The 23443-nt window shown below is 69.1% G+C and carries 20 protein-coding genes; 9 read left to right on the plus strand and 11 right to left on the minus strand.

Translation table 11 applies throughout. From position 1 onward, the window contains the following. Positions 1-543 precede the first annotated feature (543 nt). Complete coding sequence (locus VGV60_02795; protein HEV8700179.1) at positions 544-1692, plus strand: DUF4388 domain-containing protein; 1149 nt, start codon at positions 544-546, stop codon at positions 1690-1692. Here the strand turns inward: VGV60_02795 and carB are convergent. Together carB and carA are read right to left on the minus strand one after the other, a co-directional pair. Then, positions 1674-5096, minus strand: a complete 3423-nt coding sequence (carB, locus tag VGV60_02800) for a carbamoyl-phosphate synthase (glutamine-hydrolyzing) large subunit (GenBank protein ID HEV8700180.1) — start codon at positions 5094-5096, stop codon at positions 1674-1676. The two genes, VGV60_02795 and carB, sit on opposite strands and share 19 nt — an antisense overlap. Next, positions 5093-6184: a glutamine-hydrolyzing carbamoyl-phosphate synthase small subunit gene (gene carA / locus VGV60_02805; protein ID HEV8700181.1), complete on the minus strand. Its 1092-nt coding sequence runs from the start codon at positions 6182-6184 to the stop codon at positions 5093-5095. Before carA ends, carB begins: the two co-directional genes overlap by 4 nt. 117 nt (positions 6185-6301) lie before the next feature. Between carA and VGV60_02810 the strand changes: the two genes are divergently transcribed. Beyond that, positions 6302-6973 carry a hypothetical protein gene (locus VGV60_02810; protein ID HEV8700182.1) on the plus strand — a complete coding sequence of 224 codons (672 nt, stop codon included), beginning with the start codon at positions 6302-6304 and terminating at the stop codon, positions 6971-6973. Between the two features lie 37 nt (positions 6974-7010). Continuing rightward, positions 7011-7907 carry an aminotransferase class IV gene (locus VGV60_02815; protein HEV8700183.1) on the plus strand — a complete coding sequence of 299 codons (897 nt, stop codon included), beginning with the start codon at positions 7011-7013 and terminating at the stop codon, positions 7905-7907. Here the strand turns inward: VGV60_02815 and VGV60_02820 are convergent. The 8 genes from VGV60_02820 to VGV60_02855 are packed head-to-tail and all read right to left on the minus strand — an operon-like array spanning position 7859 to position 15381. Beyond that, on the minus strand, positions 7859-8593 hold the full coding sequence (locus tag VGV60_02820; GenBank protein ID HEV8700184.1) for a metallophosphoesterase: 735 nt from the start codon (positions 8591-8593) through the stop codon (positions 7859-7861). The two genes, VGV60_02815 and VGV60_02820, sit on opposite strands and share 49 nt — an antisense overlap. A gap of 39 nt (positions 8594-8632) precedes the next feature. Beyond that, on the minus strand, positions 8633-9754 hold the full coding sequence (locus tag VGV60_02825; protein ID HEV8700185.1) for a hypothetical protein: 1122 nt from the start codon (positions 9752-9754) through the stop codon (positions 8633-8635). After that, positions 9751-10890, minus strand: a complete 1140-nt coding sequence (gene tgt / locus VGV60_02830; protein ID HEV8700186.1) for a tRNA guanosine(34) transglycosylase Tgt — start codon at positions 10888-10890, stop codon at positions 9751-9753. The genes VGV60_02825 and tgt overlap by 4 nt, the downstream gene beginning before the upstream one ends. Next, the gene (gene queA, locus VGV60_02835; GenBank protein ID HEV8700187.1) at positions 10887-11939 is read right to left on the minus strand and encodes a tRNA preQ1(34) S-adenosylmethionine ribosyltransferase-isomerase QueA; all 1053 of its coding nucleotides are present in this window, start codon (positions 11937-11939) and stop codon (positions 10887-10889) included. Before queA ends, tgt begins: the two co-directional genes overlap by 4 nt. Continuing rightward, positions 11936-12622, minus strand: coding sequence for a 7-cyano-7-deazaguanine synthase QueC (queC, locus tag VGV60_02840; protein ID HEV8700188.1), 687 nt, complete (start codon positions 12620-12622; stop codon positions 11936-11938). The genes queA and queC overlap by 4 nt, the downstream gene beginning before the upstream one ends. Positions 12623-12634: 12 nt before the next feature. Beyond that, on the minus strand, positions 12635-13312 hold the full coding sequence (gene queE / locus VGV60_02845) for a 7-carboxy-7-deazaguanine synthase QueE (GenBank protein ID HEV8700189.1): 678 nt from the start codon (positions 13310-13312) through the stop codon (positions 12635-12637). Continuing rightward, entirely contained in the window at positions 13309-14259 is a 951-nt protein-coding gene (locus VGV60_02850; protein HEV8700190.1) for a deoxyribonuclease IV, read from the minus strand. Before VGV60_02850 ends, queE begins: the two co-directional genes overlap by 4 nt. Positions 14260-14292: 33 nt before the next feature. Next, positions 14293-15381: a nucleotidyltransferase family protein gene (locus VGV60_02855; protein ID HEV8700191.1), complete on the minus strand. Its 1089-nt coding sequence runs from the start codon at positions 15379-15381 to the stop codon at positions 14293-14295. A 169-nt stretch (positions 15382-15550) separates the two neighbouring features. On the opposite strand from VGV60_02855, the gene VGV60_02860 reads away from it, so the two are divergent. Both VGV60_02860 and fusA read left to right on the plus strand, forming a co-directional pair. Next, the gene (locus tag VGV60_02860) at positions 15551-16045 is read left to right on the plus strand and encodes a hypothetical protein (protein ID HEV8700192.1); all 495 of its coding nucleotides are present in this window, start codon (positions 15551-15553) and stop codon (positions 16043-16045) included. Between the two features lie 26 nt (positions 16046-16071). Further along, entirely contained in the window at positions 16072-18180 is a 2109-nt protein-coding gene (gene fusA / locus VGV60_02865) for an elongation factor G (protein ID HEV8700193.1), read from the plus strand. A 20-nt stretch (positions 18181-18200) separates the two neighbouring features. Here the strand turns inward: fusA and VGV60_02870 are convergent, their stop codons facing one another. Then, positions 18201-19145 (minus strand): GNAT family N-acetyltransferase, encoded by a 945-nt coding sequence (locus tag VGV60_02870; protein ID HEV8700194.1) that lies wholly within the window; start codon positions 19143-19145, stop codon positions 18201-18203. 109 nt (positions 19146-19254) lie between these two features. Here VGV60_02870 and asnS point away from each other — a divergent pair, with 109 nt between their 5' ends. The 4 genes from asnS to VGV60_02890 are packed head-to-tail and all read left to right on the plus strand — an operon-like array spanning position 19255 to position 23419. Continuing rightward, a complete protein-coding gene (gene asnS / locus VGV60_02875) occupies positions 19255-20577 on the plus strand; it encodes an asparagine--tRNA ligase (protein ID HEV8700195.1) in 1323 nt (440 codons plus the stop codon). Positions 20578-20590: 13 nt separating this feature from the next. Beyond that, complete coding sequence (gene rimO, locus VGV60_02880) at positions 20591-21949, plus strand: 30S ribosomal protein S12 methylthiotransferase RimO (protein HEV8700196.1); 1359 nt, start codon at positions 20591-20593, stop codon at positions 21947-21949. Continuing rightward, positions 21946-22434 carry a phosphatidylglycerophosphatase A gene (locus VGV60_02885; GenBank protein ID HEV8700197.1) on the plus strand — a complete coding sequence of 163 codons (489 nt, stop codon included), beginning with the start codon at positions 21946-21948 and terminating at the stop codon, positions 22432-22434. Before rimO ends, VGV60_02885 begins: the two co-directional genes overlap by 4 nt. 25 nt (positions 22435-22459) lie before the next feature. After that, complete coding sequence (locus VGV60_02890; GenBank protein ID HEV8700198.1) at positions 22460-23419, plus strand: bifunctional riboflavin kinase/FAD synthetase; 960 nt, start codon at positions 22460-22462, stop codon at positions 23417-23419. Positions 23420-23443 lie beyond the last annotated feature (24 nt).

The raw sequence follows: 23443 nt of genomic DNA on the forward strand, positions 1-23443 counted from the left end.
GCGGCATCGAGGTGAACGACCGGAGGCTACTCTCGCCACACTCAGACATTTCGCCCTCACCCGGGCGTCTCTTCGCCGCTGCAGGAAGCAGATTCTCACTTCATCGATTTGTGGCTTAGATCAGTGGCGATTTTCGCGAGGGAGCACAGGCTCTCGTCGCGGGCCTCTCAGCTCCCACCGCTCGCGGGCACTCGTCCACGGCAGGAGCCGCCTTCTTCCCGCCCCTATCGAGGCAGATGATCGGATGGCCTGACAACTCGGTGGATTCAGCATTTGCAGGATGCCCCCGCTCAACGAAGAGCACAAAGTACGCTAGACGGTCCGCAATTGCAACGCCTTTCAGGGGGACGACCGGGGGGGGCGGGTTGGGTGCACAGCGACGCCGCCGCCAGGCCCCGGCTTGCACCGCCTCGAGCGGCTCCCTATATTCAAGCGGGCTTCTGACGGTGTTCGTCCGCGCACTGTCAGCCGCCTGACAGCGGGCGGCGTGGTGGCCAGCCCGGAAACTGGACCTGTCCCGGCCCGAGCGGCCCACGAGCGCCGATGTCGATGAAGGGTCTGACCGGCAACCTGAAAACCATGTCCCTCCCGGACCTTCTTCAGTGGGCCGGGGCCGGCCGAAAGACCGGGACGCTCGCCCTGAAGAGCGGCCCACTTCACAAGAAAATCTATTTCCAGGACGGGGCGATCATCGGATCGTCCAGCGACGACAGCCGGGAATACCTCGGTCAGTTCATGCTCAGCGAGGGGATCATTACCGAGCAGCAGCTCAAAGACGCCTTCGACCTGCAGTCGCAGACCAAGGTCATGCTGGGGCGAATCCTGGTCAAGAAGGGCCTCGTGTCGGAAGCCAAGGTCGGCGAGGTTCTGCGACTGAAGGCCGAGGAAACGATCTACTCGCTCTTCCTGTGGATGGAAGCCGATTTCGAATTCCTGGAGGCCGAGCTTCCGCCGGGGGACCAGGTGCTGATCTCCATCAAAGTCGAAGACGTGCTGATGGAGGGGCTGCGACGCTACGACACCTCGAAGAAGATCCGCCAGGTCCTGCCGCACAACGGGGTCGTGCTGCGCCGCTGTCCCAGGCCGCTTCCGTCCGACATCGCCGCGAAGAAGTTCCCGCGGCGGATCTACGACCTGGTGGACGGCCGGAGAACGCTGGCCCAGATCGTCCTCGAGGCGCACGCCTCCGAGTACAACGTCTGCCAGGTGCTCTTCGTCATGGTCCAGAAGAAGTTCCTGGAAATCGTCCAGGCGGAGTCCGTGGCGCCGTCTCCCGCCCGTCCACCTGCCGACAGCCCGCAGGCGCTGATGGATGCGGCCAAGGAGCTCATCAAGAGCGGCGATTCGGAAGGAGCGCTGGTGATCCTGGAAAAGGCGCGCAAGAGCGCGGGCAAGAACCCCGAGATGAACGCCTTGATTCAGGTCGCCGAGGAGCACTTCATCGACAAGGCCTACCGCCACTACCTGCCGCCCAAGAAGATCCCCGTTCTGAAGAAGCCGCTGGAATCGCTGATGAGCCAGGATCTCAGCCCGGAGGAGGGCTTCCTGGTCAGCCGGGTCAACGGCTCCTGGGATCTGCGGTCGATCATCAGCATCTCGCCGTTGCGCGAAGTGGACGCGCTGCGCGCCTTCAAGAAGCTGCGCGAGCGCGGCATCCTCGACCTGATCGACGCTCAGGCCAGGACGGCCTGAGCCTCCGGCCCGACGCGGATCCGCCGGCGACCGGGCTTCCGTCCCACGGCCAGGGGGCTCGGGCCGTCGCGACCCGCGCCCGATTCCCCCTCGCGCGCGGCCTCCCGGGCGAACGCCGGCCCCCGGCTCTCCCCCGCTCCGCTCCGACTCCATCCCGCGGCGGGGGCCACGTAGTGATCGTACGGCTCAATTTTCAAGTCGTCCCATTTCGTGCTCGCGATCGACTTCACGAACAGCTCGGCCAGCTGGAGGTTGGTGAACAGCGGAATCCCCACGTCGGTGGCCCGGCGGCGGATGATGTAGCCGTCGGTCAGCTCCTTCCGGTCGTAGCCGGCAGGCACGTTGATGATCAGGTCCAGCCGGTTCGGCGTGATGTAGTCGAGAAGGGAGGGCTTGCGCCGCTCGTGGATCTTGTAGAGCCGCACGTTCGGAACGCCGTTGTCCTCCAGGAAGCGCGAGGTGTAACGCGTCGCGTAAAGCGTGAAGCCCAAGTCGTGGAGGGCGCGGGCCGAGGGCAGGAAGCGCGTCTTGTCCCGCAGCGACCCGATCGTCAGGAGCACCTGCTTGCGTGTCGGGGGCTTGAAACCGGCGGCCAGGATCGCTTTCAGGAAGGCGTCCGGAAGGTCATGCCCCAGGCAGGCCACCTCCCCGGTCGAGGCCATCTCGACCCGCAGCGCCGGGTCCGCCCCCTTGATGCGCGAGAACGAGAACTGCGGCGCCTTCACGCCGATGTGATCGAGGTCGAGGAGCGAGGCCGGCATAGGGCGCACTTCGGCTCCCATCATGGCCCGGGTCGCCAGGTCCACGAAATCGACGCCGCTCACCTTGGAGATGAACGGGAACGAGCGCGAGGCGCGCAGGTTGCATTCGATGACCATGACCTGGTTGTCCACCGCCAGGAACTGGACGTTGAACGGCCCGGTGATTCTCAAGCCCCGGGCCAGCTCGGCGGTGATCGACCGGATGCGCCGCACCGTCTCGAGGTAGATCTTCTGGGGCGGCAGGACCACGGTGGCGTCCCCCGAGTGGACACCGGCGTTCTCCACGTGCTCCGTCACCGCGACCGCCAGGACCCTTCCCCGCACTGCCACCGCGTCCGCTTCCAGCTCTTTGGCGCCCTCCACGAATTTTGAAAGCACCACCGGGTGCCGGCGCGACACCTCCTCCGCCCCCTTCAAGGCGGCCGCGAGCCCCGCACCGTCCGAGGCGATGCGCATCGCGGCGCCGGACAGGACATAGGACGGGCGGACCAGGACCGGAAAGCCGACGCGGGCGGCGAAACGCAGCGCCTCGCGGCGCGAGGTCACCTCGGCCCAGGCCGGTTGTGGCACGCCGAGCCGATCCAGAAGCGAGGAAAACTTGTGGCGATCTTCGGCCCGGTCGATGTCCTCCGGCCGGGTGCCGAACACCCGGATTCCGGCCGCGGCGCACGCCAGGGCGTGGTTGTTCGGAATCTGTCCCCCGAACGCCAGCAGGACCCCGAGGGGCCTCTCCTTCAGGTAGATGTCGTGGATGCGCTCGAAGGTCAGCTCCTCGAAGTAGAGGGTGTGCCCCATGTCGTAGTCGGTGGAGACCGTCTCCGGATTGCAGTTGATCACGATCGGCGAGTAGCCGAGGCGGCGCAGCGCCTCGGTGGCCGACACGCAGCACCAGTCGAACTCGACCGACGAGCCGATGCGATAGGCCCCCGACCCCAGGACCAGGACCTTCCGTTCTCCGTCGGCCGGGACCAGGTCGTCCTCGGTCCCGTGGTAAGTTGTGTACAGGTAGTTCGTCTTCACCGGCCACTCGGCGGCGAGCGTGTCGATCTGCTTCACCACCGGGACGACGCCGGCAGCCGCGCGGCGCCGCGCCACCGCTGCGGCGGAGCGCCCAGTGAACGCGGCAATCTGCTCGTCGGCGAAGCCGGCCTCCTTGACCAGTCGCAGCAGTGCCGCGGGGAGGGGGCCGCGCCCGCCCCGGCGGCGACCGGCGGCCCCGAGGACGCCGCGCAGCGCCACGATCCGCTTCATCTTCTCGAGGAACCAGGGGTCGATCCCCGTCCGGGCATGCAGCTCGGAGACGGGCCGGCCGCGCGCCAGGGACTCCGCCAGGGCGAAGACGCGGCGCGGCGTCGGCTGCGAGACGTCCCGGAGCGACTGGCGGATGTTGAAGTCGTTGCCCACCAGACCCTGGATGCCGTCGCCCAGCATCCGGCAGCCCTTCTGCAGCGCCTCTTCGAAGCTGCGGCCGATCGCCATCACCTCTCCGACCGATTTCATTTCGCTGCCGATGAAGTGGGAGGCGCCCTGGAACTTCTCCAGGTCCCATTTCGGCATCTTGACCACCATGTAGTCGAGGGCCGGCTCGAAGCAGGCGGTCGTGGTGTCGTTCATCGAGTTCTTCAGATCCGGCAGGAGGTGCCCGAGAGCCAGCTTGGCGGCGATGCGGGCGAGCGGGTAGCCGGTCGCCTTGCTCGCCAGGGCGGACGACCGGGACAGCCGGGCGTTCACCTCGATGACGCGATAGCGGTTCGAGCGCGGGTCGAGGGCGAACTGGATGTTGCATTCGCCGACGATCCCGAAGTGGCGGATCACCTTGAACGCCAGCGCGCGCAGGAAGAAGTACTCCTCGTCGGTCAGGGTCTGCGACGGCGCCACCACGATCGACTCGCCGGTATGCACGCCGAGCGGGTCGACGTTTTCCATGTTGCACACCGTGATGCAGTTGTCGGCCGCGTCGCGCACGACTTCGTACTCGACCTCCTTCCACCCCGTCAGGTCCTCCTCGACCAGCACCTGGGGGGAAGTGGTGAACGCCTCCGCGGCCATGCGCCTGAGCTCGCCTTCGCTCCGGGCGATGCCCGAACCGCGCCCGCCCAGCGTGAAGGCGGTGCGCATCATGACCGGGTACCCGATGCGCCGCGACTCGGCCAGCGCCCCGGACACGTCGCGGGCGGCGCCGCTGCGCGGCACGTCGACGCCGATCGAGCGCAGCTCGCGCGCGAACCGGGCACGGTCTTCGGTCTTCTCGATCGCCGCGATCGGCGTGCCCAGGACCCGCACGCCGTGCCTTCGCAGCACCCCTTCCCGGTGCAGGGCCAGCCCGCAGTTGAGCGCCGTCTGGCCTCCGAACGACAGGAGGATGCCGTCGGGCTTCCCGCGGGCGATCACCCGGGACACGAAGTGCGGGGTGACGGGCAGCAGGAAGATCCGGTCGGCGAGCCCCGGGGAAGTCTGGATCGTGGCGATGTTCGGGTTGACCAGCCAGACCTCGACCCCCTCCTCCTTGAGCGCCTTGATCGCCTGCGATCCGGAGTAGTCGAACTCCCCGGCCTCGCCGATCTTGAGCGCCCCGGAGCCCAGGACGAGGACGCGCGTCGGATGGTCGCGGTGCGCGCGCCGCCGCTCCGTCGGGCGCTTCACCGGATCTCCCCCAGGAACTCCTCCAGGATCCATTCCGTTCCGGTCGGGCCCGGGGCCGCCTCGGGGTGGAACTGGACCGATCGCCACGGGCCGCTCTGGTGCCTGATCCCCTCGTTGGTCCCGTCGTTGGCGTTCCGGAACCACGCCTCCCAGCCGCGCGGCAGGCTTGCGCCGTCGACGGCGTAGCCGTGGTTCTGGCTCGTCTGGTAGCAGCGGCCCCCGCGCGTCTCGACGCATGGCTGGTTGTGCGCCCGGTGGCCGAATTTCATCTTGTACGTGCGCGCCCCGGCGGCCAGCGCCAGGAGCTGGTGCCCGAGGCAGATTCCCAGGATCGGAACCCTGCGGCGCATGAGCCAGCGGGCGGTCGCGACGGTCCGCGCGGCGAGCCGGGGATCGCCGGGCCCGTTGCTGATGACCACGCCGGCGCACTGGCGCGCCAGGGATCGGAGGTCGTGGTCCCACGGGACGACGATCACCTCCGCCCCCATCCTGACCAGCATCCTCGCCTGGTTGTTCTTGCGGCCGCAGTCGATGAGGACCACCGGCACGCCGCCCCGGCCGTATCGGGCCACCTGGCGTGCCGACACCTCCTCGACCAGGTTGCGCTCGTTCGGATCGACGAACTCCGGCGCCACGCGCCCCTCGATCTCGATCCGGCCGAGAAGGGCGCCGTGAATTCTGATCTTCTTGGTGAGCGCCCGCGTGTCGACCCCGGTCAGCCCGGGGACGCTCTCGCCGGCGAGCCAGTCTCCCAGGCTGGTGGCCGCCGTGTGGTGCGAGAAGCTCTCCGAGTACGCGGCGCAGACGACTCCTGAGGCATGGATCCGATCCGATTCCCAGGGGCGATCCGTCAGGCCGTCCTCGCCGGCCGGCCGCGGCCGGGGGACGCCGTAGTTTCCCAGGGACGGATAGGTGAACAGGAGGATCTGGCCGCGATAGGAGGGGTCGGTGAGGGCCTCCGGATAGCCGACCATCCCCGTGGTGAACACCACCTCGCCGGCGACCGGCTGCGGAGATCCGAAGGACACGCCGGGGAACACGGTGCCGTCCTGGAGGACCAGCCGGCCTCGCGTCGTCTGGCGCCGCACCCCTCGGGTTCCGTCCCGCATCGGGCGCGCAGAATAGCACACCAGGAGTGTGCCCGAGCGTTCGGCCGGGCTGACGGAGAGTGCTACAATGCCTGGGTGCGTTGAGAGGTCCGTCCGATGCCCAGGCCCGTCCGGACTGTGATCCTGGCGTTCTCCATGTCAGCGCTCGTCCCCCTGCTCGCCGACCCCGGGCCTTCGGCCTGGGCTGCGCCGCCCGCTGAAGAGACGATCTACCAGTCGAGCGATCTTCGGATCTACCGCACGGTCAACCGCGACGGGGCGCCGGTCGTGGTGCTCACCAACGTCGACGCCGAGGGCCAGTACTTCCCCGGCCGGCCCGCGGACTCCCCGCGACGGGAGGAACGGGCTTTCCCCCCGTACGCGCCGCCCCCCGCGGCCCCGGTCGGAGCGCCGGAACGGCCGCAGCCGCCACCGGTCAAGGTGGTGGTGAACCGGGGAGAGGGCGAGGATCCCGCCGCCGAGGCCGAAGTCGCGAGCGACACCGGCGGAGGAACGACGGTGATCATCAACATCCATCCTCCGGCGCCGCCACCCCGCGAGACGGCCGTCCTTCCGGTCGCCTATGTGCCGGTTTCCTACGGCGGCCTCGTCGGCCCGTTCCGGTATCCCGACCACCAGTACTTCCTAGGATACGCGCCCGGCACGGCGTCGCCGTCCTTCTTCGGCGGGCTGGGACTCAACGCGGGCAACGGTTTTGGGCTGAAGACCGGCGCCTCATGCGATCGCGGCTACGACTGCATGTTCGGCCCGACGGGCGATCACCCCTGACAAGCCGCCCTCCTCTCGGGGGGCGCGGGATGTTCCGGTGTCCGAGCGGATCAACGTCAACGGCGTCCTCGGCCCGCCCGACCGGGCGGTGGTGTCCCCCCTGGATCGGGGCTTCCTCTACGGTGATGGCGTCTACGAGACCCTCCGCACGTATGGCGGCCGACCGTTCCTCCTGCGGGAGCACCTCGATCGCCTGCGCCGCTCCGCCGAGCGGCTGGATATTCCCTACGAGGGAACCCCGGTCGACGTCGGGAGGGAGATTCTCCGCACCATCGCCGACACCGGCGCGGCCGAAGCCGCCGTGCGGGTCGTCCTGACGCGCGGCCCCGGACCGATCGGCTACGACCCGGTGCCGTGCGGCCCGCCGACCGTCGTGATCTACGCCCGCCCCTGCCCGGAGATCCCGGAAGCCTGGCTGCGCGAGGGGGTGGACGTCGCCATCGTGGACGTGACGCGCAACGCCCCGACGGCGCTCGATCCGGCCATCAAATCGGGCAATCTGCTCAACAACTTCCTGGCATGGCAGGAGTCCAGGCGCCTGGGAGCCTACGAGCCGATCCTGCTCAACGCCTCCGGGCGCCTGGCCGAGGGGGCCACGAGCAACGTGTTCCTGGTGCGGAAGAACCGGCTGACGACCCCCCGCCTCGAGGAGGGGCTCCTCGAGGGAATCACGCGCGGTGCGGTCCTCGGGCTGGCGCGGCGCGACGGAATCGAGACCACGGAAGAGGCGCTCGGACCGGATGACCTGCGTCAGGCCGACGAGGCGTTTCTGACCGGCACGCTGAAAGGCGTCCTGCCGATTCGCCGCTGCGACGGCTGGCCGATCCGCCACGGCCGGCCCGGGGCGATCACGCTCAGGATCATGGGCCTCTTCCAGGATCTCGCTCAGGCCGAGGCGAAGGCCGGCTCGGCCCCCGGATCGATCCTCAGGTAGCGGTGGCCGGTGCGCCAGGCCGGCAGGACGAACACCGACCCGCGGCTCTCCCCCACCCTGTAGTCGATCCGGCGCTCGTCGTGGAAGTGGCCGAACACCAGGATCTCGTCCCCGACCCCGATCCGACGGCGCGCATACGCCTCGCATTCGGAAAACGGGAAGCCGCCGCGAAACTCGACGTTGGTCTTCGCGAGCCGCGTCTCCAGCCGATCGGCGATGGCCAGCCGGGCACCCGCCGGCAGCAGGCTGAAGCAGGAGAAAAACAGACGACTCTTGGACAGGCGGCGCCACGCCAGGTACTGGCGGTCGCGCGAGTTGACCAGGTCGCCGTGCGCCAGGTGGACCCGGCGTCCCGACTCCGTGATCTCGAGGGAGTCCGGGGCAAGCCGGTCGAACGGCCGGCCCCCATCCATCCGCTCCAGGAAGAAATCGTGGTTCCCCTCGATGTACAGCAGGACGCAACCTCGCGCGCGCAGGCGCTCGAGCGCCGCGATGACGCGTCGATGGTGCGGACGCTGGAGATCGGGCGAACCGATCCAGACGGCGAACAGGTCTCCCAGGATGGCCAGCGTGCGGATGTCGCCCGGCAGGGCGTCGAGAAACCGGACGAATGCGGCGATCTCGGGGTCGTCCTCGCGCAGGTGGGCGTCTCCCAGGAGGACGATCGGCGCATCAGGCGACGCCATGCACCTTCCGGCCGGGAGCCGGGCCTGGCCGCCGGGCGTTCAGCGGCGCACCAGGTCGGCGATCCCCTCCTTGAGCGTGAACTCCTGCATGGCCCTCATGCGCAGAAAGTACTCGATCAGCAGAGCCACGAAACGCTTCTGGTGGAGGGCCACCTCGGCCGGCAGCGAATCGCCCGGCTGGTAGGAATTCTTGACGCGCGCCGCCCTGAAGTCTTTGGCGGTCTCCTTGACCCGCGCCGCAAGGACCTCGTCCGGAAGCCTTTGGATCAGGCTGCCGTCGACGTCCTTGTCGTCCAGGGGCTCGACGGCCTTGGCCTTCTTCGCCAGGTCGCCGCCGTACTGGGACTCGGTGGAGGTCTCGCCCTTGTCCTCGCCGAAACGCGCGATCGCATCCTCGTAGCGGTGGACCGCCAGGAGCGCCAGGGCATGGTGGAACGGCCTGATCTGATTGTTGGGAGGGTACAGCTTCAGGGCCTCGTCGAATTCCTCGGCCGCGTTGGGAAAGTGGCCGGCGGCCAGGTCGTAATCGGCCACGCGGGCCAGCGCCAGGGAGCGGTAGGAGGCCGCGCCTCCCTTCGCCTTGGAGAAGGCCGACACCGAACGGCGGTAGGCCGCCTCGGCGAGAGAGGCTTCCGACAGAAAATCGTGCAGGCGTCCCAGGCGGAACCAGTCCTCGCCGCCCAGGCCGTTCGGGTTGGGGCCTTTCTCGAATTGCTCCACCGCCTGGCGGGCATACTTGGTCATGTCGTCGAAACGGTCGGTGTCGGAGTGGATCACGGTCAGGTAGTAGAGGCGCTCGAGGGTCGCCCCTCCCGTCTGGACGATTTCCTGCGCCAGGAGCGGCTCCGCCTCACGCCACGTCTCGCGCCGCGGCTCCGGGCTGTGTTCCACGACTTCGCGGCAGAAGCCGAGCTGGTAGAGCAGCGTGCCGTCCTTCAGCCCCGATTCGCGGGCCTTCTGGAGCACGGGCAGCGCCTCGGCGTATTTTCCCTCGTTGTACAGCGCCATGCCCTGCGCCAGGGTCCGACGCGCGGCGCTCTCCTTCGAGCAGGACGCGCAGGCCATCGCGACGAGCACGATCGGGATCGAGCGCAACAGGGCGGCGCCGCGGCGCACGGCGGTCTTCGAGAAGGCGTCCGGCATCGCGCGCGATGATATCACCCGATTTCCTCGCTCGCAATCTTCGCGTCCCCCATGGCACGCCTGCCGGCGGCGAACTCGGCATAGCGGCCGGCCTCGATCGCGGCGCGCGCGCCCCGCATCAGATCCGCGTAGACATGCAGGTTGTGCAGAGTGTTAAGCCGCATGGCCAGGATCTCCCCCGCCATGAAGAGGTGGCGCAGGTAGGCGCGCGAAAAGCGCCGGCAGACGGGGCACGTGCACGACTCGTCCACCGGTCGTGGGTCGTCCGCAAACTCCCGCCGCTTGATCGACAGGCGTCCCGCGGAGGTGAACAGGCTCCCGTTGCGCGCGTTGCGTGTCGGCAGGACACAGTCGAACAGGTCGCACCCCAGCCCGATCATCTCGACCAGGTCGTCCGGCGTGCCCATGCCCATCAGGTAGCGCGGGCGGTCCGCCGGCAGGAGCGGCACGGTGAGATCCACGATGGCTCGGCTGAGCCCGACGGATTCGCCCACCGAGACGCCGCCGATGGCGTGCCCCTCGAACCCGACGGCGGTGATCTCCGCCGCGCTCTGCTCCCGCAGCGCGCGATCGTCGCCGCCCTGGACGATGCCGAACAGCGCCCGTCCCTCGCTCCGGAACGCGTCGCGGCTCCGCCGCGCCCACAGGGTCGTCCGTCTGACGGCCGCCTCGATCCGGGGCGGATCGGAAGGCAGGGCCGGGCAGTCGTCGAAGACCATCGCGATGTCGCTGCCGAGCGCCTCCTGGATCTGCATGCTGCGCTCCGGTGTCATCGACAGAAGGGATCCGTCCAGGTGCGAGCGGAAATCGACCCCGTCGTCGGACACGGTCCGCAGGTCGGCGAGGCTCAGCACCTGGAAGCCGCCGCTGTCGGTCAGGATGGCGCGCTCCCATCCCATGAAGCGGTGCAGGCCGCCGAGACGCCGCACCACGTCTTCGCCGGGACGGAGGGCAAGGTGATAGGTGTTGCCGAGAATCATCTCGAACCCGAGGGCCTCGAGCTCCTCGGGCGCCATCGCCTTCACCGCCCCGGCCGTGCCCACCGGCATGAACGCCGGCGTCTCGATGGTGCCGTGGGGCGTGGTGATCCGGCCGCGCCGCGCCGCCGATCCGGGGTCGCGCGCCAGCGTGTGGAACGAGAAGGCCGCGCTCACAGGATCAGCATCGCGTCGCCGTACGAGTAGAAACGCAGGCCCCGCGCGATGGCTTCCTCGTAGGCGGCCAGGATGCGCTCCCGTCCCGCGAAGGCGGCGACCAGGATCAGCAGCGAGGTCCGCGGCAGGTGGAAATTCGTCAGGAGCGCGTCCACGGCCCGGAACCGGTGCCCCGGCGTGATATAGGCTCCGCACCATCCCTCGCCCGGCTCGACCCTTCCGTCGCCGCGGGCCCGCTCCTCCAGCACCCTGACGACCGTCGTCCCCACGGCCACGACGCGCCCGCCGCGCGCCCGGCAGCCCGCGACGGCCGCGGCCGTTTCCTCCGGCAGCCGGAAGGCCTCCGGCAGCAGCCGGTGCTCCTCGACGATCGCGGAGCGCACCGGCTGAAACGTTCCCGGGCCAACATGGAGCGTCAGGGCGGCGGTGCCGATTCCCCGGGCGCGCAGCCCTTCCAGAAGCTCCTCCGTGAAGTGGAGCCCCGCCGTCGGCGCCGCGATGGCGCCGTTCGCCCGCGCGTACACCGTCTGGTACCGCTCCCGGTCGATCGCGTCCCGCGCGTCCGCGCCGTCCCGCCGGATATAGGGAGGCAGCGGGACCGTCCCGTGCCGCTCGATCGCACCTTCGAGGTCTCCGCCTTCGGCGTGGAGCCGCACACGCACGCGTCCTCCCGCGGCCTCGCCCAGGAATTCCGCCTCGAATCCGGGGGCGATGCCGAGCCGCGATCCCGATTTCAGGCCGCGAGACGCGGACGCCAGGCAGATCCAGGTCCGGCCAAGGGGATCGGACCCCTCGCGCGCCACCAGCAGGAGCTCCACCAGCCCCCCCGTGGACTTCCGGCAACGCAGTCGCGCCGGGATCACGCGCGTGTCGTTCAGGACCAGCAGGTCCCCCGCGGCGAGGTGATCGCCAATCGAGGCGAAGGCCGCCTCCTCGACTCCCGGGCTCCCCCGGTCGAGCACCAGCAGGCGGGAGGCGTCCCGCCGCGCGGCCGGCACCTGCGCCACGCGGTCCGGCGGCAGGCGGTAGTCGAACTCTTCGAGCTTCATGGTGGGTACGGAATCGGGTCGCGGGCGCCGGCCTCACGGAACCCTTTCAGGCGCAGCGCGCAGGATTCGCAGCGGCCGCAGGCGATCTCCTGCCGCGTGTAGCAGGACCAGGTCAGATGCAGAGGAGCCTCGAGCCGCAGCCCCTCCCTGACGATGTCCGCCTTGCTCATGTGGATGAGCGGGGTCACGACGTGGAGCCGCGCCTCCGGCCGCGCCGCCACGCTGAGGAGCCGGTTGAACTCCCGGTAATACTCCTCCCGGCAGTCGGGGTAGCCGCTGCCGTCCTCCTCGACCGCGCCGATGTAGATCGGGCGAGCCCCCAGGACCTCGGCCCAGGAGGCGGCCATGGCGAGCAGGTGGGTGTTGCGCAGGGGGACGTACGTGTCGGGGATCGTCGAGTCGGGGCGGCGGGCGTTCACGGCATCGCGGGTGTCGTCGGTCAGCGCCGATCCACCGATCGCCTTCAGGTGCTCGAGCCGGGCGACGAGCCGCCGGGCGATCCCGTAGTGGTCGGCGATGGCGTGAAAGGCCCGGAGCTCGCGCGCCTCCGTCCTCTGACCATACGAGACGTGCAGCAGCGCAGGCTCGCACGTCTGGCGGGCGATGGCGGCGGCCACGCACGAGTCCATGCCGCCGCTCAAGAGCACGACGGCCAGACGCCTGTCGCCGGCTGCTGGGTGCATGGGCGGCCCGCGTCACACCCCCCGCAGATCGGGGGGCCAGATGTACTTGTGGATCTGCAGCTGCACGCGCACCGGGAGTCGATCGGCCAGGACCCACTCGGACAGGGGCCGCGGGTGAAGCACCCCGTGCACCGGGGAAAAGAGGACGCCGACGCGCTCATCCAGGCGCAGGCGGGTGACGACGTCCCGGGCCCATTCGTAGTCGCTCCGGCCCGCGAGGACGAATTTCACCTCGTCGGAAGGCTTGAGGAGCTCCAGGTTCTCCCAGCGGTTCTGCCCGCTCATGCCGCTTCCGGGACACTTCAAGTCCATCACCACCATCACCCGCCTGTCGAGCGGCGAGAGGTCGAGGCTTCCTCCCGTTTCCATCGCGACCTCGTGGCCGCGGTCGCACAACTCGCCGGTCAGATCATGGACGCTTTCCTGGGCCAGCGGCTCGCCGCCCGTCACCAGGACGTACCGCGTGCCGTACGCCGCGATCCGCTCGAGGATGGCGGCGATCGGGAGGTCGATTCCCTCCTCGAAGGCGTAGGCAGTGTCGCACCACGCGCAGCGCAGGTTGCAGCCAGTCAGCCGGACGAACACGCACGGCCGCCCCGCGTGGCGCGACTCCCCCTGGATCGAGTGGAAGATCTCGTTGATCCTGAGGAGCGTCGTCGCGCGCTCCGGCCGGACCGACGCCGCGCTCACGGCCGCCTTCCGGCGGCCGCGGCGATCCTCCCGAGCGGCCGGCAGCCGGGGCGCCGCGCCACAAGGCCGATGAGCCGGTCGAGGTTCTCCACGTCCTCCTGGAGCGTTGTTTCGTCCTTCGGCGTCTCCAGGACCAACGGAACGCTCAGGAAACGCGCGTCGTTCATCAGGAGCCGGAACGCCTCCCTTCCCAGGAAGCCCTTGCCGATGTGTTCGTGCCGGTCGACCCGCGATCCGAGGTCACGCTTGGAGTCGTTGACGTGGACGGCCCGCAGGCGCGCCAGTCCGATCTCCCCCTCGAACATGCGCAGCGTCTCCTCATACGCCGGCGGCGTCCTGAGATCGTAACCGGCGGCGAACACGTGGCAGGTGTCGAAGCAGACCCCCACGCGATCGGGATCGCGGGTCAGGGCGATGACCCGGGCGATCTGATCAAAGCGGTGGCCGATCACGGTCCCCTGGCCCGCCATGGTCTCGAGGGCGATCGAGGCCCCGGCACGCGGCACCCGGTCGTGGATCCGATCGATCGCACCGGCCAGCCGGCGGATGGCGAAATCCTCACCCTGCCCCATGTGGCCCCCCGGGTGGACGACGAGCGTCTCGATGCCGAGACGGGCGCAGCGTTCGAGCTCGAGAAGGCAGGACTCGATCGATTTCTCGTACAGGCGGTCGTCCGGTGAGCAGAGGTTGATGAGGTACGAGTCGTGGGCCACCACGGGAAGGTCTCCGTGACGTGCCCGCTCGGCCCTGAAGCGCAGGACTTCGTCCTCCGGGAGCGGCCTGGCGGCCCACTGGTTGTTGCTCTTGGTGAAAATCTGGATCGCCGCACAGCCGATGGAAAAACCGCGTCCGATCGCCCGGTCCACGCCGCCGGCGATGGACATGTGGGCGCCCAGGGGCCGACGCGGAATGACCCAGGAAACCTGCTTCAGTCGGGGCTTCTGCACGAATCGTAGACTACCACTCGCGGATCGGAGGGGTCAATCGCACCAGGCCCACGGCGGCACGCTCCTCACGGAATGGCGGCGCGGACGGACGGCGCGCGCCATGGCCCTGCCGAGTGCCTTCCATCCCAGCCGCAGGGCGTCCCCCGGGCCGTCCATGGTCAGGGGACGGAGCGGGAACCGCCAGGCCGACTCGTTCGACACGCGGAAGAGCTCGAGCGGCTCCTCGCTGCGGTAGAGCCCGTACAAGGCGCGCTGCAGGCGCCCGGGGGCCAGGGCCTCGATCCAACCCGACGGGACCTCGCCGGGGAACAGCCTCGCGACATGAGTCAGCGCGAGAGACGTGGCGGTACGAGCCCGCCACGAGCCGCACCCATCCGACACGGTCCCCAGGTCCGGCCGCCACCGTCGGAGCATCTCCCGCAGGTCGACGACCCATTTCAACTGGGGGCCGAAGTAGTGCGCCGCCAAGTGCGCGGTGTGATAGGGGATCGCGTCGACCGGGGCCAGCCTGCGGCAGGGCACCCCTTCGAGGCTGCCGGGCACCGATCGCGCCCACAGCCCTTTCGCCAGGGACTCCGGCCTCTCGTCCAGGATGTCCCAGTGCAACTCGAAACGGCAGGCGCCCTCGACCGGGCGCCACATCTCGAAGCGGCGGTTCCAGGGGTAATCGACCGCAATCTCCCCGCGGTAGCCGGCGTCCAGGAGCCGCCGGGCTATGCGACCCGCGTCCTCGCGACGCATGAGGAGATCGATGTCGGTCAGCCGGCGCGTCCCGGGGTCCACGTACAGATCGTTCAGGTATGCCCCCCCCTTCAGGACGATGACCGACACCCCCAAGTCGACGAGGAACCGGCCCAGCAGCCGGAATTCAGCCAGTGCCGCCAGGCTGTCCACAGCCGTCTTGCGATGCGCGCGGCGCAGCGCCTCCTGCCAGGCCCCTGGGAGATACTCGAGCCGCCCGGCTTCCGACCATCTGGCGTGCAGGTAGCCGCCGAGCTCGTATCGATTCAGCGACGCGTCGATAGCCTCGCGCGCGGGCGTGACTGTGGGGTCCTCGACGCGCAGGAGCGACAGCACCGACGCGGCAAGACGCGGATCGACGGCGATCTCCGATGACGACAAGGTGCTTGGGCCTCCGGCGGCATTATATCCGCCGTGAAACGCTTGCGCCGCGCCTTCCCGCGGCGCGGTTCACCCCGGCGGACGCCCCACCGTTTCCTTGACTTGCCCCGGGGCCGGCGGTAGACTCCCCGTTTCTGTCAGGATATCGAAAGCAAGAAGGAGAGCCCCAGTGCCGATCGCGCGCGGACACATCAATCTCGTCGTCGCAAGCCTTGTCATTCTGCTCACGGCCGTCACCTGCTCCAAGGGGGACACGTCCGTGGTCTCCGCGCCGAAGGACGAGCCCGCGGCGCAGGCGACCCCGGCACCCGCCGAGCCCGAAGCGAAGAAGGACGCGGCCGCCGGGGAGGACGAGGCGGACACCGCGCAGGCCCCGGAGCTCCTCCCGCAGAACGCCGCCGGGGCGGTCCAGGGCGAGCCGGCGCCGACGAATACCGTGCCCATCGTCGCGGTTGCCAATTACTTCACCGAGCTGCCGGGGATCGACATCGCGGGGCTGAAGCGCGGGCAGAAGGAGAAGTTCCTGCAGCGCGTCAACAGCGAGATTTGCTCCTGCGGCTGCAAGAACGACACGCTGGCCCGCTGTTACGTCAACGACCCGCGCTGCCCCCTCGTGAAGCCCGTCGTGCAGAAGATCTACGAGGACATCAAAGCCGGGAAGTGACGTGCGCGGGTTGAGGGAACCCACGCATGAAGGTCTATGAGATCTCGGAAATCCGCAACCTGGCCGTCATCGGCCACGGCTCCTCCGGCAAGACCTCCCTCACCTCCTCCCTCCTGTTCTCCTCCGGCGCGGTCAACCGTCTCGGCCGCGTCGACCAGGGGACGACCGTCACCGATTTCGAGGAGGAGGAGATTGCCCGCAAGGTCAGCATTTCGTCCGCCCTCTGCCATCTCGAGTGGAAGAGGGTCAAGCTCAACCTGATCGACACGCCCGGGTACGGGGCGTTCATCGCCGACGCCAAGGCGGCGCTTCGCGTGGTGGACGGCGCCCTGGTGGTCGTGGACGCCGTGTCAGGCGTCGAGGTGCAGACCGAGGAGGCCTGGGGCTACGCGGAGGGGTTCGACCTCCCCCGGCTCCTGGTCATCAACAAGCTGGACCGTGAGAACGCCTCGTTCACACGCGCCCTCGAGTCAATCACCGGGACGTTCGGCCGCCAGGCGGTACCCGTGCAGGTCCCGATCGGCGCGGAGAAGGGGTTCTCGGGAGTCGTGGACCTGGTCGCCAACAAGGCCTTCGTCTATGAGAAGGACGAGAGCGGCAGCCACAAGGTCCAGGACGTCCCCGCCGACCTGGCGGCCGAGGTGAAGGAGGCGCGCGACCGGCTGATGGAGATGGTCGCCGAGGTGGACGACTCCCTGATGGAGAAGTTCTTCGAGAGCGGCGCCCTGTCGCAGGAGGATCTGAGCCAGGGGCTGGCACGGGGGGTGAAGCAGCGCCGCCTGTATCCGGTTCTCGCCGCCTCCGGGCTCCTCAACATCGGCGCGCACCCGCTCCTCGACACCCTGGTGGCCTGCCTGCCCCATCCGGGCGAGCGCGCCCCCTACAAGGGCGAGGCCCCCAAGGATCACGCTCCCGTGGAGCGCCAGGGGAAGGCGGACGAGCCGTCCTCGGCGTTCGTCTTCAAGACAATCGCCGATCCGTACTCCGGCAAGATCTCGCTGTTCCGGGTCTACTCCGGGGTGATCAAGTCCGACTCGACCGTGCACAATGCCAGCCGCGACATTCAGGAACGATTCGGCGCCATCCTGGTCCTGCAGGGGAAGGAATCGGAGAGCGTCACCGAGGTGCGTGCCGGGGACATCGCCGCCATTCCCAAGCTGAAGGAGACCGAGACCGGCGACACCCTGGCCGACAAGGCGCACCCGATCCTCTATCCCAAGGTGACCTATCCCGAGCCTTCGATCACCTTCGCGCTGCAGCCGAAGTCGCGCGCCGACGAGGAGAAGATCTCCCAGGTGCTGCACCGACTGGCGGAGGAGGACCCGACGATCCAGTTCCGCCGCGATGCGCAGACGCACGAGCTGATCATCGCCGGGAACAGCGACCTGCACGTCGAGGTCTCCCTGGCGCGCATGAAGAAGAAATTCGGCGTCGAGGCGATCCTGCACGCCCCCAAGGTCCCCTATTTCGAGACGATCAAGCGCAAGGCGGAGGCGCAGGGCCGGCACAAGAAGCAGACGGGCGGCCACGGCCAGTTCGGCGACTGCTGGATAAGGCTCGAGCCGCTGCAGCGCGGCGCGGGGTTCGAGTTCAAGGACGACATCCACGGCGGCGCCATCCCCAAGAACTTCATCCCGTCCGTCGAGAAGGGGATCCAGGAGGCCCGGGTGCACGGGTTCCTGGCCGGCTACCCGGTGGTCGATTTCCGCGTCGTCCTGTTCGACGGCTCGTACCACACCGTCGATTCCTCGGACATCGCGTTCAAGATCGCCGGCTCCCTGGGGTTCAAGAAGGCGATGGAGGAGGCCGGGGCGACCCTGCTCGAGCCCATCATGAACGTGGAGATCAACTCCCCCGAGCAGTACATGGGAGACATCATGGGGGACCTGAACTCACGGCGCGGGCGGGTCCAGGGGATGAACTCCCAGGGATCTCAGCAGGTGATCAAGGCTCAGGTGCCGATGTCCGAGATGCTCACCTACGCCTCGACGCTCAAGTCGATCACCGGGGGGCGCGGCTCCTACCACATGGCGATGTCGCACTACGAGGAAGTCCCCGCCCACCAGCAGACCAAGATCATCGCGGCGCACAAGGCGGCCAAGGAAGGGACCGGCGCCGCCGCACCACACCACTGAGCCGGAAGGACTCCCGATCGTCACTCCGTCCACTGCGTCGACGGGTCCGGCATTCCCATGAGCACCTGCAAGGCGATCGGGCCGGGGCGCGCGAGAAACGTCCGGGGAAGCCCGCGGAGATCGAGGATGGCTTCGCGCCGGGCACCCAGGGCCGTGAGCTGCAGCGCCACTCTGGCCAGGAGGGCCGCGTCGCAGGCCGCCGGATCGGCGAAGAAGGTCAGCGACTCCCTCTCCCAGACGACCAGCCCCGACGGCCCGAGCGGCCCGCCGCCCGCCTCGGCCGGGCCGCCGTACCGCTCCGCATCCCTGGCCTTCGCCAGGAGCACCACCCGGAAGCCGGCGACCCGAAGCGGCAGGAACCGTCGCGCCCGCAGCCCGGGGAAGAGCCGGAACCACAGGCTTCCCATCGACCGCGCGTAGAGGCCGAAGAGCAGGGATCGGTCTCTCCACCCGGCCGGCTCGAGCCGGAGCGCCGGGGTGGCGGCGCCGATGGTGGTCAGGACGGAGAGCGGGGCGCTGCCGTGGAGGGTTCGCCCGGCTTCGAAGCCGCACCTCTCGTGCGCCGCCAGCGACGCCTCGTTTCCCCAGTCGACGTACGAGTAGAGGCGCGCCCCGGCGGGGAGGAGGCCGGCCCCCTCGCGCAGGAGCCGCCTGCCGATTCCTTCCCGGCGGCGGCCCGCGGCGATCCGCCAGTGACCGAACATCCAGGTCCCCCGGTCACGGCGGGAACGCAGGAACTGGACGCTCCCCAGGACGCCTCCCGGCCGCCCCTCGAGCGCCAGCGCCGTCCGCGACAGCGTGCCTCGCAGCCCCCAGCCGATCCGCCGTGCCAGGGGGGGGCACAGGATATCGACGACGCCGGGCGGATGGCCGAGGCGCATGAGCGCGTTCCGGTCGGCGGACCGGCAGAGCCTGACCTCGACCTCCGGCCTTGGGGCCGGTCCTCCCCCTCCCTCGACGGGCATTCGATCCCCCATCCAAAGCAACGCTCTTTATATCATTCGGCCGACTCGGGGGATTCCGCGGCAGGCCGGGCCCGAACTGCTATAATTCCCGCCTCTTACCGGAGATCGAGTGACCACGACGACCATCGCGCGGATCGGCGCCCACGAGGGGCAAAGCGTCCGGATCCGGGGCTGGCTGTATAACAAGCGCGAGAAGGGGAAGCTCTCCTTTCTGATCGTGCGGGACGGGACCGGCTACGTGCAGGCGGTCGCCTTCCAGCCGGAGGTCCCCCCCGCGGTGTTCGACGCCTGCCAGAAGCTGACCCAGGAATCCTCGCTGGAGGTGGAGGGAAAAGTCCGCAAGGACGACCGGGCCCCGGGGGGCTACGAGATGCAGCTGACCTCGGTCATCGTGCACCAGCTGGCCCAGGACTACCCGATCAGCCCCAAGGAGCACGGTCCCGATTTCCTCCTCGACCATCGCCACCTGTGGCTTCGCTCGTCGAAGCAGCACGCCCTGCTCCGCATCCGCAGCGAGATCAGCCAGGGAATCCGGGACTTCTTCCATGCGCGCGACTTCGTCCTGATCGATTCCCCCATCCTGACACCGGCGGCCTGCGAGGGGACCTCGACCCTGTTCGAGACCGATTACTTCGGACAGAAGGCCTTTCTGAGCCAGTCGGGCCAGCTGTACCTCGAGCCGGCCTGCCTGGCGTTCGGCAAGGTCTACTGCTTCGGGCCCACGTTCCGGGCCGAAAAATCGAAGACCCGCAGACACCTCACCGAGTTCTGGATGGTCGAGCCCGAGGTCGCCTACGCGGGTCTGCCCGACATGCTCGATCTGGCGGAGGACTTCATCACTTCGCTGGTCGCCCGCGCCCTCGATCGATGCCGCGCCGAGCTCAAGACCCTCGAGAGGGACACGACCAGGCTGGAGCGCGTGCAGAAGCCGTTCCCGCGCCTGACCTACGATGAGGCGGCGGCCATCCTGTCGCGTCCCGAGATCCAGGCGCGCGCCCGCGAGCAGGATGCCCCGCCCTTCGTTCCCGGAGACGATTTCGGCGGCTTCGATGAGACGGTCCTGACCGAAGCGCTCGAGAAGCCCGTGATGGTCACCCACTATCCGGCGCGGATCAAGGCGTTCTACATGCAGCCCGATCCGCAGGCGCCCGACCGCGCCTTGTGCATGGACGTCCTGGCGCCGGAGGGCTACGGCGAGATCATCGGCGGCAGCCAGAGGATCCACGACCACGATCTGCTGCTGCAGCGGATCCAGGAGCACCGGTTGCCGGTGGAGGCGTTCCGCTGGTACCTCGACATCCGCAAATACGGCTCGGTCCCGCACGCCGGCTTCGGCATGGGGATCGAGCGGTTCGTCTCCTGGATCGGCGGCGTCCACCACCTGCGCGAAGCCATCCCCTACCCTCGCACTCTCAACCGGCTCTACCCGTGAGAGCGATCCCCCGATGATCAAGGTCGGCATGGTCAGCCTGGGCTGCCCCAAGAACCTGGTGGACAGCGAGGTGATGCTGGGCACGCTCAAGCAGAGCGGCTACGAGCTGACGCCGGACCCGGCGTCCGCCGACGTCATCGTGGTCAACACCTGCACGTTCATCGAGCCGGCACGGCGCGAGTCGATCGACACCATCCTGGAGATGGCCGGGCACAAGAAGTCGGGCCGCTGCCGGAGGCTCGTGGTCGCGGGCTGCATGGTGCAGCGCAATCACGACGAGCTGCGCGAGGCCATTCCCGAAATCGACGCCCTGGTCGGCCTGAACGACATCGAGCGGATCGCCGAGGCCTGCGCGCTGGAGGCCGGGTCCCGATTCGAGGCCGGCCGGGAGCGCGCGACCTATCTCTACACCCATGCGTCGCCGCGTCTCCTGACGACGCCCCGGCACACGGCGTACATCAAGATTTCCGAAGGCTGCGACCACACCTGCTCCTTCTGCGCCATTCCCTCGTTCCGCGGCCTGCAGCGCTCCCGCTCCATCGAATCGATCGTCGAGGAGGCCCGGGCCCTGGCGGGCTCGGGGGTGGTCGAGATCAGTTTGATCGCCCAGGACACCACCGACTACGGGCGCGATCGATCGGACGGGGCCAGTCTGGCGGGCCTCCTGCGAGCGCTCGACGCCGTCGGCGGGATCCGCTGGATCCGTGTCCTGTATGCCTATCCAAACCGCATCACTCCCGAATTCGTCGAGGCGCTCGGGTCGTCCGCCCGGGCCGCGCGCTACCTGGACGTGCCGCTGCAGCATGCCGACGCGGCCATGCTCAAGACGATGCGCCGGGGCGGCAGCGCCGAGACGCACCGGAAGCTGATCGAGTCCCTGCGTCGCGGGGTCCCGGGAATCGCCCTCCGGACGACCTTCATCGTCGGCTTCCCGGGAGAGACGGCCCAGCAGTTCCAGGCCCTCTGCGCGTTCGCGCGCGAGGCCGAGTTCGACCATCTGGGCGTGTTCACCTATTCGGAGGAGAAGGGGACCGAGGCGGCCGGGCGGCCCGACGATGTGCCGGCCGAGGTCAAGGAGGAGAGGCGCATGACCTTGATGGCGATCCAGGAAGGGATCGCGGCGCGCCGCAACCGGTCCCTCGTCGGTCGCGAGATCGAAGTGCTGGTCGACGGCGCGCCCGAGGACAGCGACCTGGTCCTCTGCGGCCGCACGGAGGGCCAGGCACCGGAGATCGACGGCCGCGTGATCCTCACGGACGCGCCGGGGCCGCTCTCCGCCGGAACCTTCGTCCGGGCGCGCATCGACGAGGCGCACCCGTTCGACCTGGTCGGGTCCGCCGTCGAGGTCCTTCCCGCGGGCCGTCCGGCGTGACCCGCCGATCGTTCGGAGCCGCCTCCGCGATCCTCGCAGCGACCCTGTTCGGCGCCGGCCGCTCGCCGTACGTCCCCGGCACCGTCGGCACGCTCGCGGCGATGCCCCTGGCGATCCTGGCGCAGCGGCTCCTGCAGCCCTGGTGGTTCTTCGCGGCGGCCGTCGGCCTGACGGTGATCGCCGTCTGGTCGGCCCACGTGGCGGCGATCGAGCTGGCGCGGCACGATCCGGGGCCGGTGGTCATCGACGAGGCCGCGGGTCTGTTCGTGACCCTGCTGTTCCAGCCGCCTGGATCGTGGACGCTCCCCTTCTACGTTCTGGCCTTCGTCCTGTTCCGGGCCATGGACATCGTCAAGCCCCCTCCGGCTCGAAGGGCCGAGCGGCTCCCGGGGGGATGGGGGATCGTGACGGACGACCTGGTGGCGGGCGTGTATGCCAACGTGGCGCTTCGGCTCCTGGGGTGGCTCGTCCTCCGTCCCGCCTGACGGAGTCGGGGGATCCTGTCTCGCGATGAGAATCTTCGACGACATCCCGACGCTCAGGGCGCACTTGAAGACTCCGGTGGCGACCGTCGGAAATTTCGACGGCCTGCACCGCGGTCACCAGGCTATCGTGGCGACCGTTCTCGATCGCAGCCGCGCCACGGGCGGCAGCAGCCTCCTCATCACCTTCGAACCGCACCCGCTCAAGATCCTGGCGCCCGAGCGCGCGCCGCTCATGCTCACGACCCGGAAGCAGAAGCTGGCCCTGATCGAGGCCGCGGGGATCGAATTCCTGCTCGTCCTGCCCTTCACCATGGAGCTGGCGGAGGTTGCCGCCGAGCAGTTCGTCAACGAGCACCTGGCCGCGGGCCTCGGTGTGCGGGAGGTCTACGTCGGGGCCAATTTCAACTTCGGCCGCCACCGCAAGGGGGACGCCGAGCTCCTGGTCCGATTGTGCGGCGATCTCGGGATCCGGGCGGCCCAGGTGGCGGAAGTCCGCTGTCTGGACAGCCCGGTCAGCAGCAGCCGCATCCGCCGCGCCCTGCAGGCGGGAGAGGTGGAGCTGGCGCGCGAGCTCCTCGGCCGCCCGTACGCGGTCCAGGGGACCGTCATCCACGGCGAATCGCGCGGCGCGTCCCTGGGATTTCCCACCGCGAACCTGGCGACCGAGAACGAGCTCGTTCCACGGGATGGCGTCTACGTGACCGAAGCCATCCTCGAGGGCGCGACGCGACCGGCCGTGACCAACATCGGCGGCCGGCCGACGTTCGAAGGGGCGAACTTCGCCGTCGAGACCCACATCCTGGACGGCGGAGGCGACCTCTACGACAGGCCCCTCGAGGTGCGTTTCCTGGCGCGCCTCAGGCTGGAGCTCAGGTTCGCATCCCCCCAGGCGCTCGTCGACCAGGTTCGCAGGGACATCCAGCGGGCGCGCGACTATTTCGCGGGCCGCTGGGCGCCTCCTCCACCGGCCCCGGCCGAGCGCTGAGATCGGGAGGGGCGATGGCCGGAC

The sequence above is a fragment of the Candidatus Polarisedimenticolia bacterium genome, assembly GCA_036001465.1.
Classification (GTDB): Bacteria; Acidobacteriota; Polarisedimenticolia; order Gp22-AA2; family Gp22-AA2; genus Gp22-AA3.

What these genes read in the sequence shown, in the direction of transcription:
- VGV60_02795 (HEV8700179.1), top strand. Translation starts at nt 544, where the DNA reads ATGTCGATGAAGGGTCTGACCGGCAACCTGAAAACCATGTCCCTCCCG.
- VGV60_02810 (HEV8700182.1), top strand. Translation starts at nt 6,302, where the DNA reads ATGCCCAGGCCCGTCCGGACTGTGATCCTGGCGTTCTCCATGTCAGCG.
- VGV60_02820 (HEV8700184.1), bottom strand. Translation starts at nt 8,593, where the DNA reads ATGGCGTCGCCTGATGCGCCGATCGTCCTCCTGGGAGACGCCCACCTG.
- queA (HEV8700187.1), bottom strand. Translation starts at nt 11,939, where the DNA reads ATGAAGCTCGAAGAGTTCGACTACCGCCTGCCGCCGGACCGCGTGGCG.
- queC (HEV8700188.1), bottom strand. Translation starts at nt 12,622, where the DNA reads ATGCACCCAGCAGCCGGCGACAGGCGTCTGGCCGTCGTGCTCTTGAGC.
- fusA (HEV8700193.1), top strand. Translation starts at nt 16,072, where the DNA reads ATGAAGGTCTATGAGATCTCGGAAATCCGCAACCTGGCCGTCATCGGC.
- VGV60_02870 (HEV8700194.1), bottom strand. Translation starts at nt 19,145, where the DNA reads ATGCCCGTCGAGGGAGGGGGAGGACCGGCCCCAAGGCCGGAGGTCGAG.
- rimO (HEV8700196.1), top strand. Translation starts at nt 20,591, where the DNA reads ATGATCAAGGTCGGCATGGTCAGCCTGGGCTGCCCCAAGAACCTGGTG.
- VGV60_02890 (HEV8700198.1), top strand. Translation starts at nt 22,460, where the DNA reads ATGAGAATCTTCGACGACATCCCGACGCTCAGGGCGCACTTGAAGACT.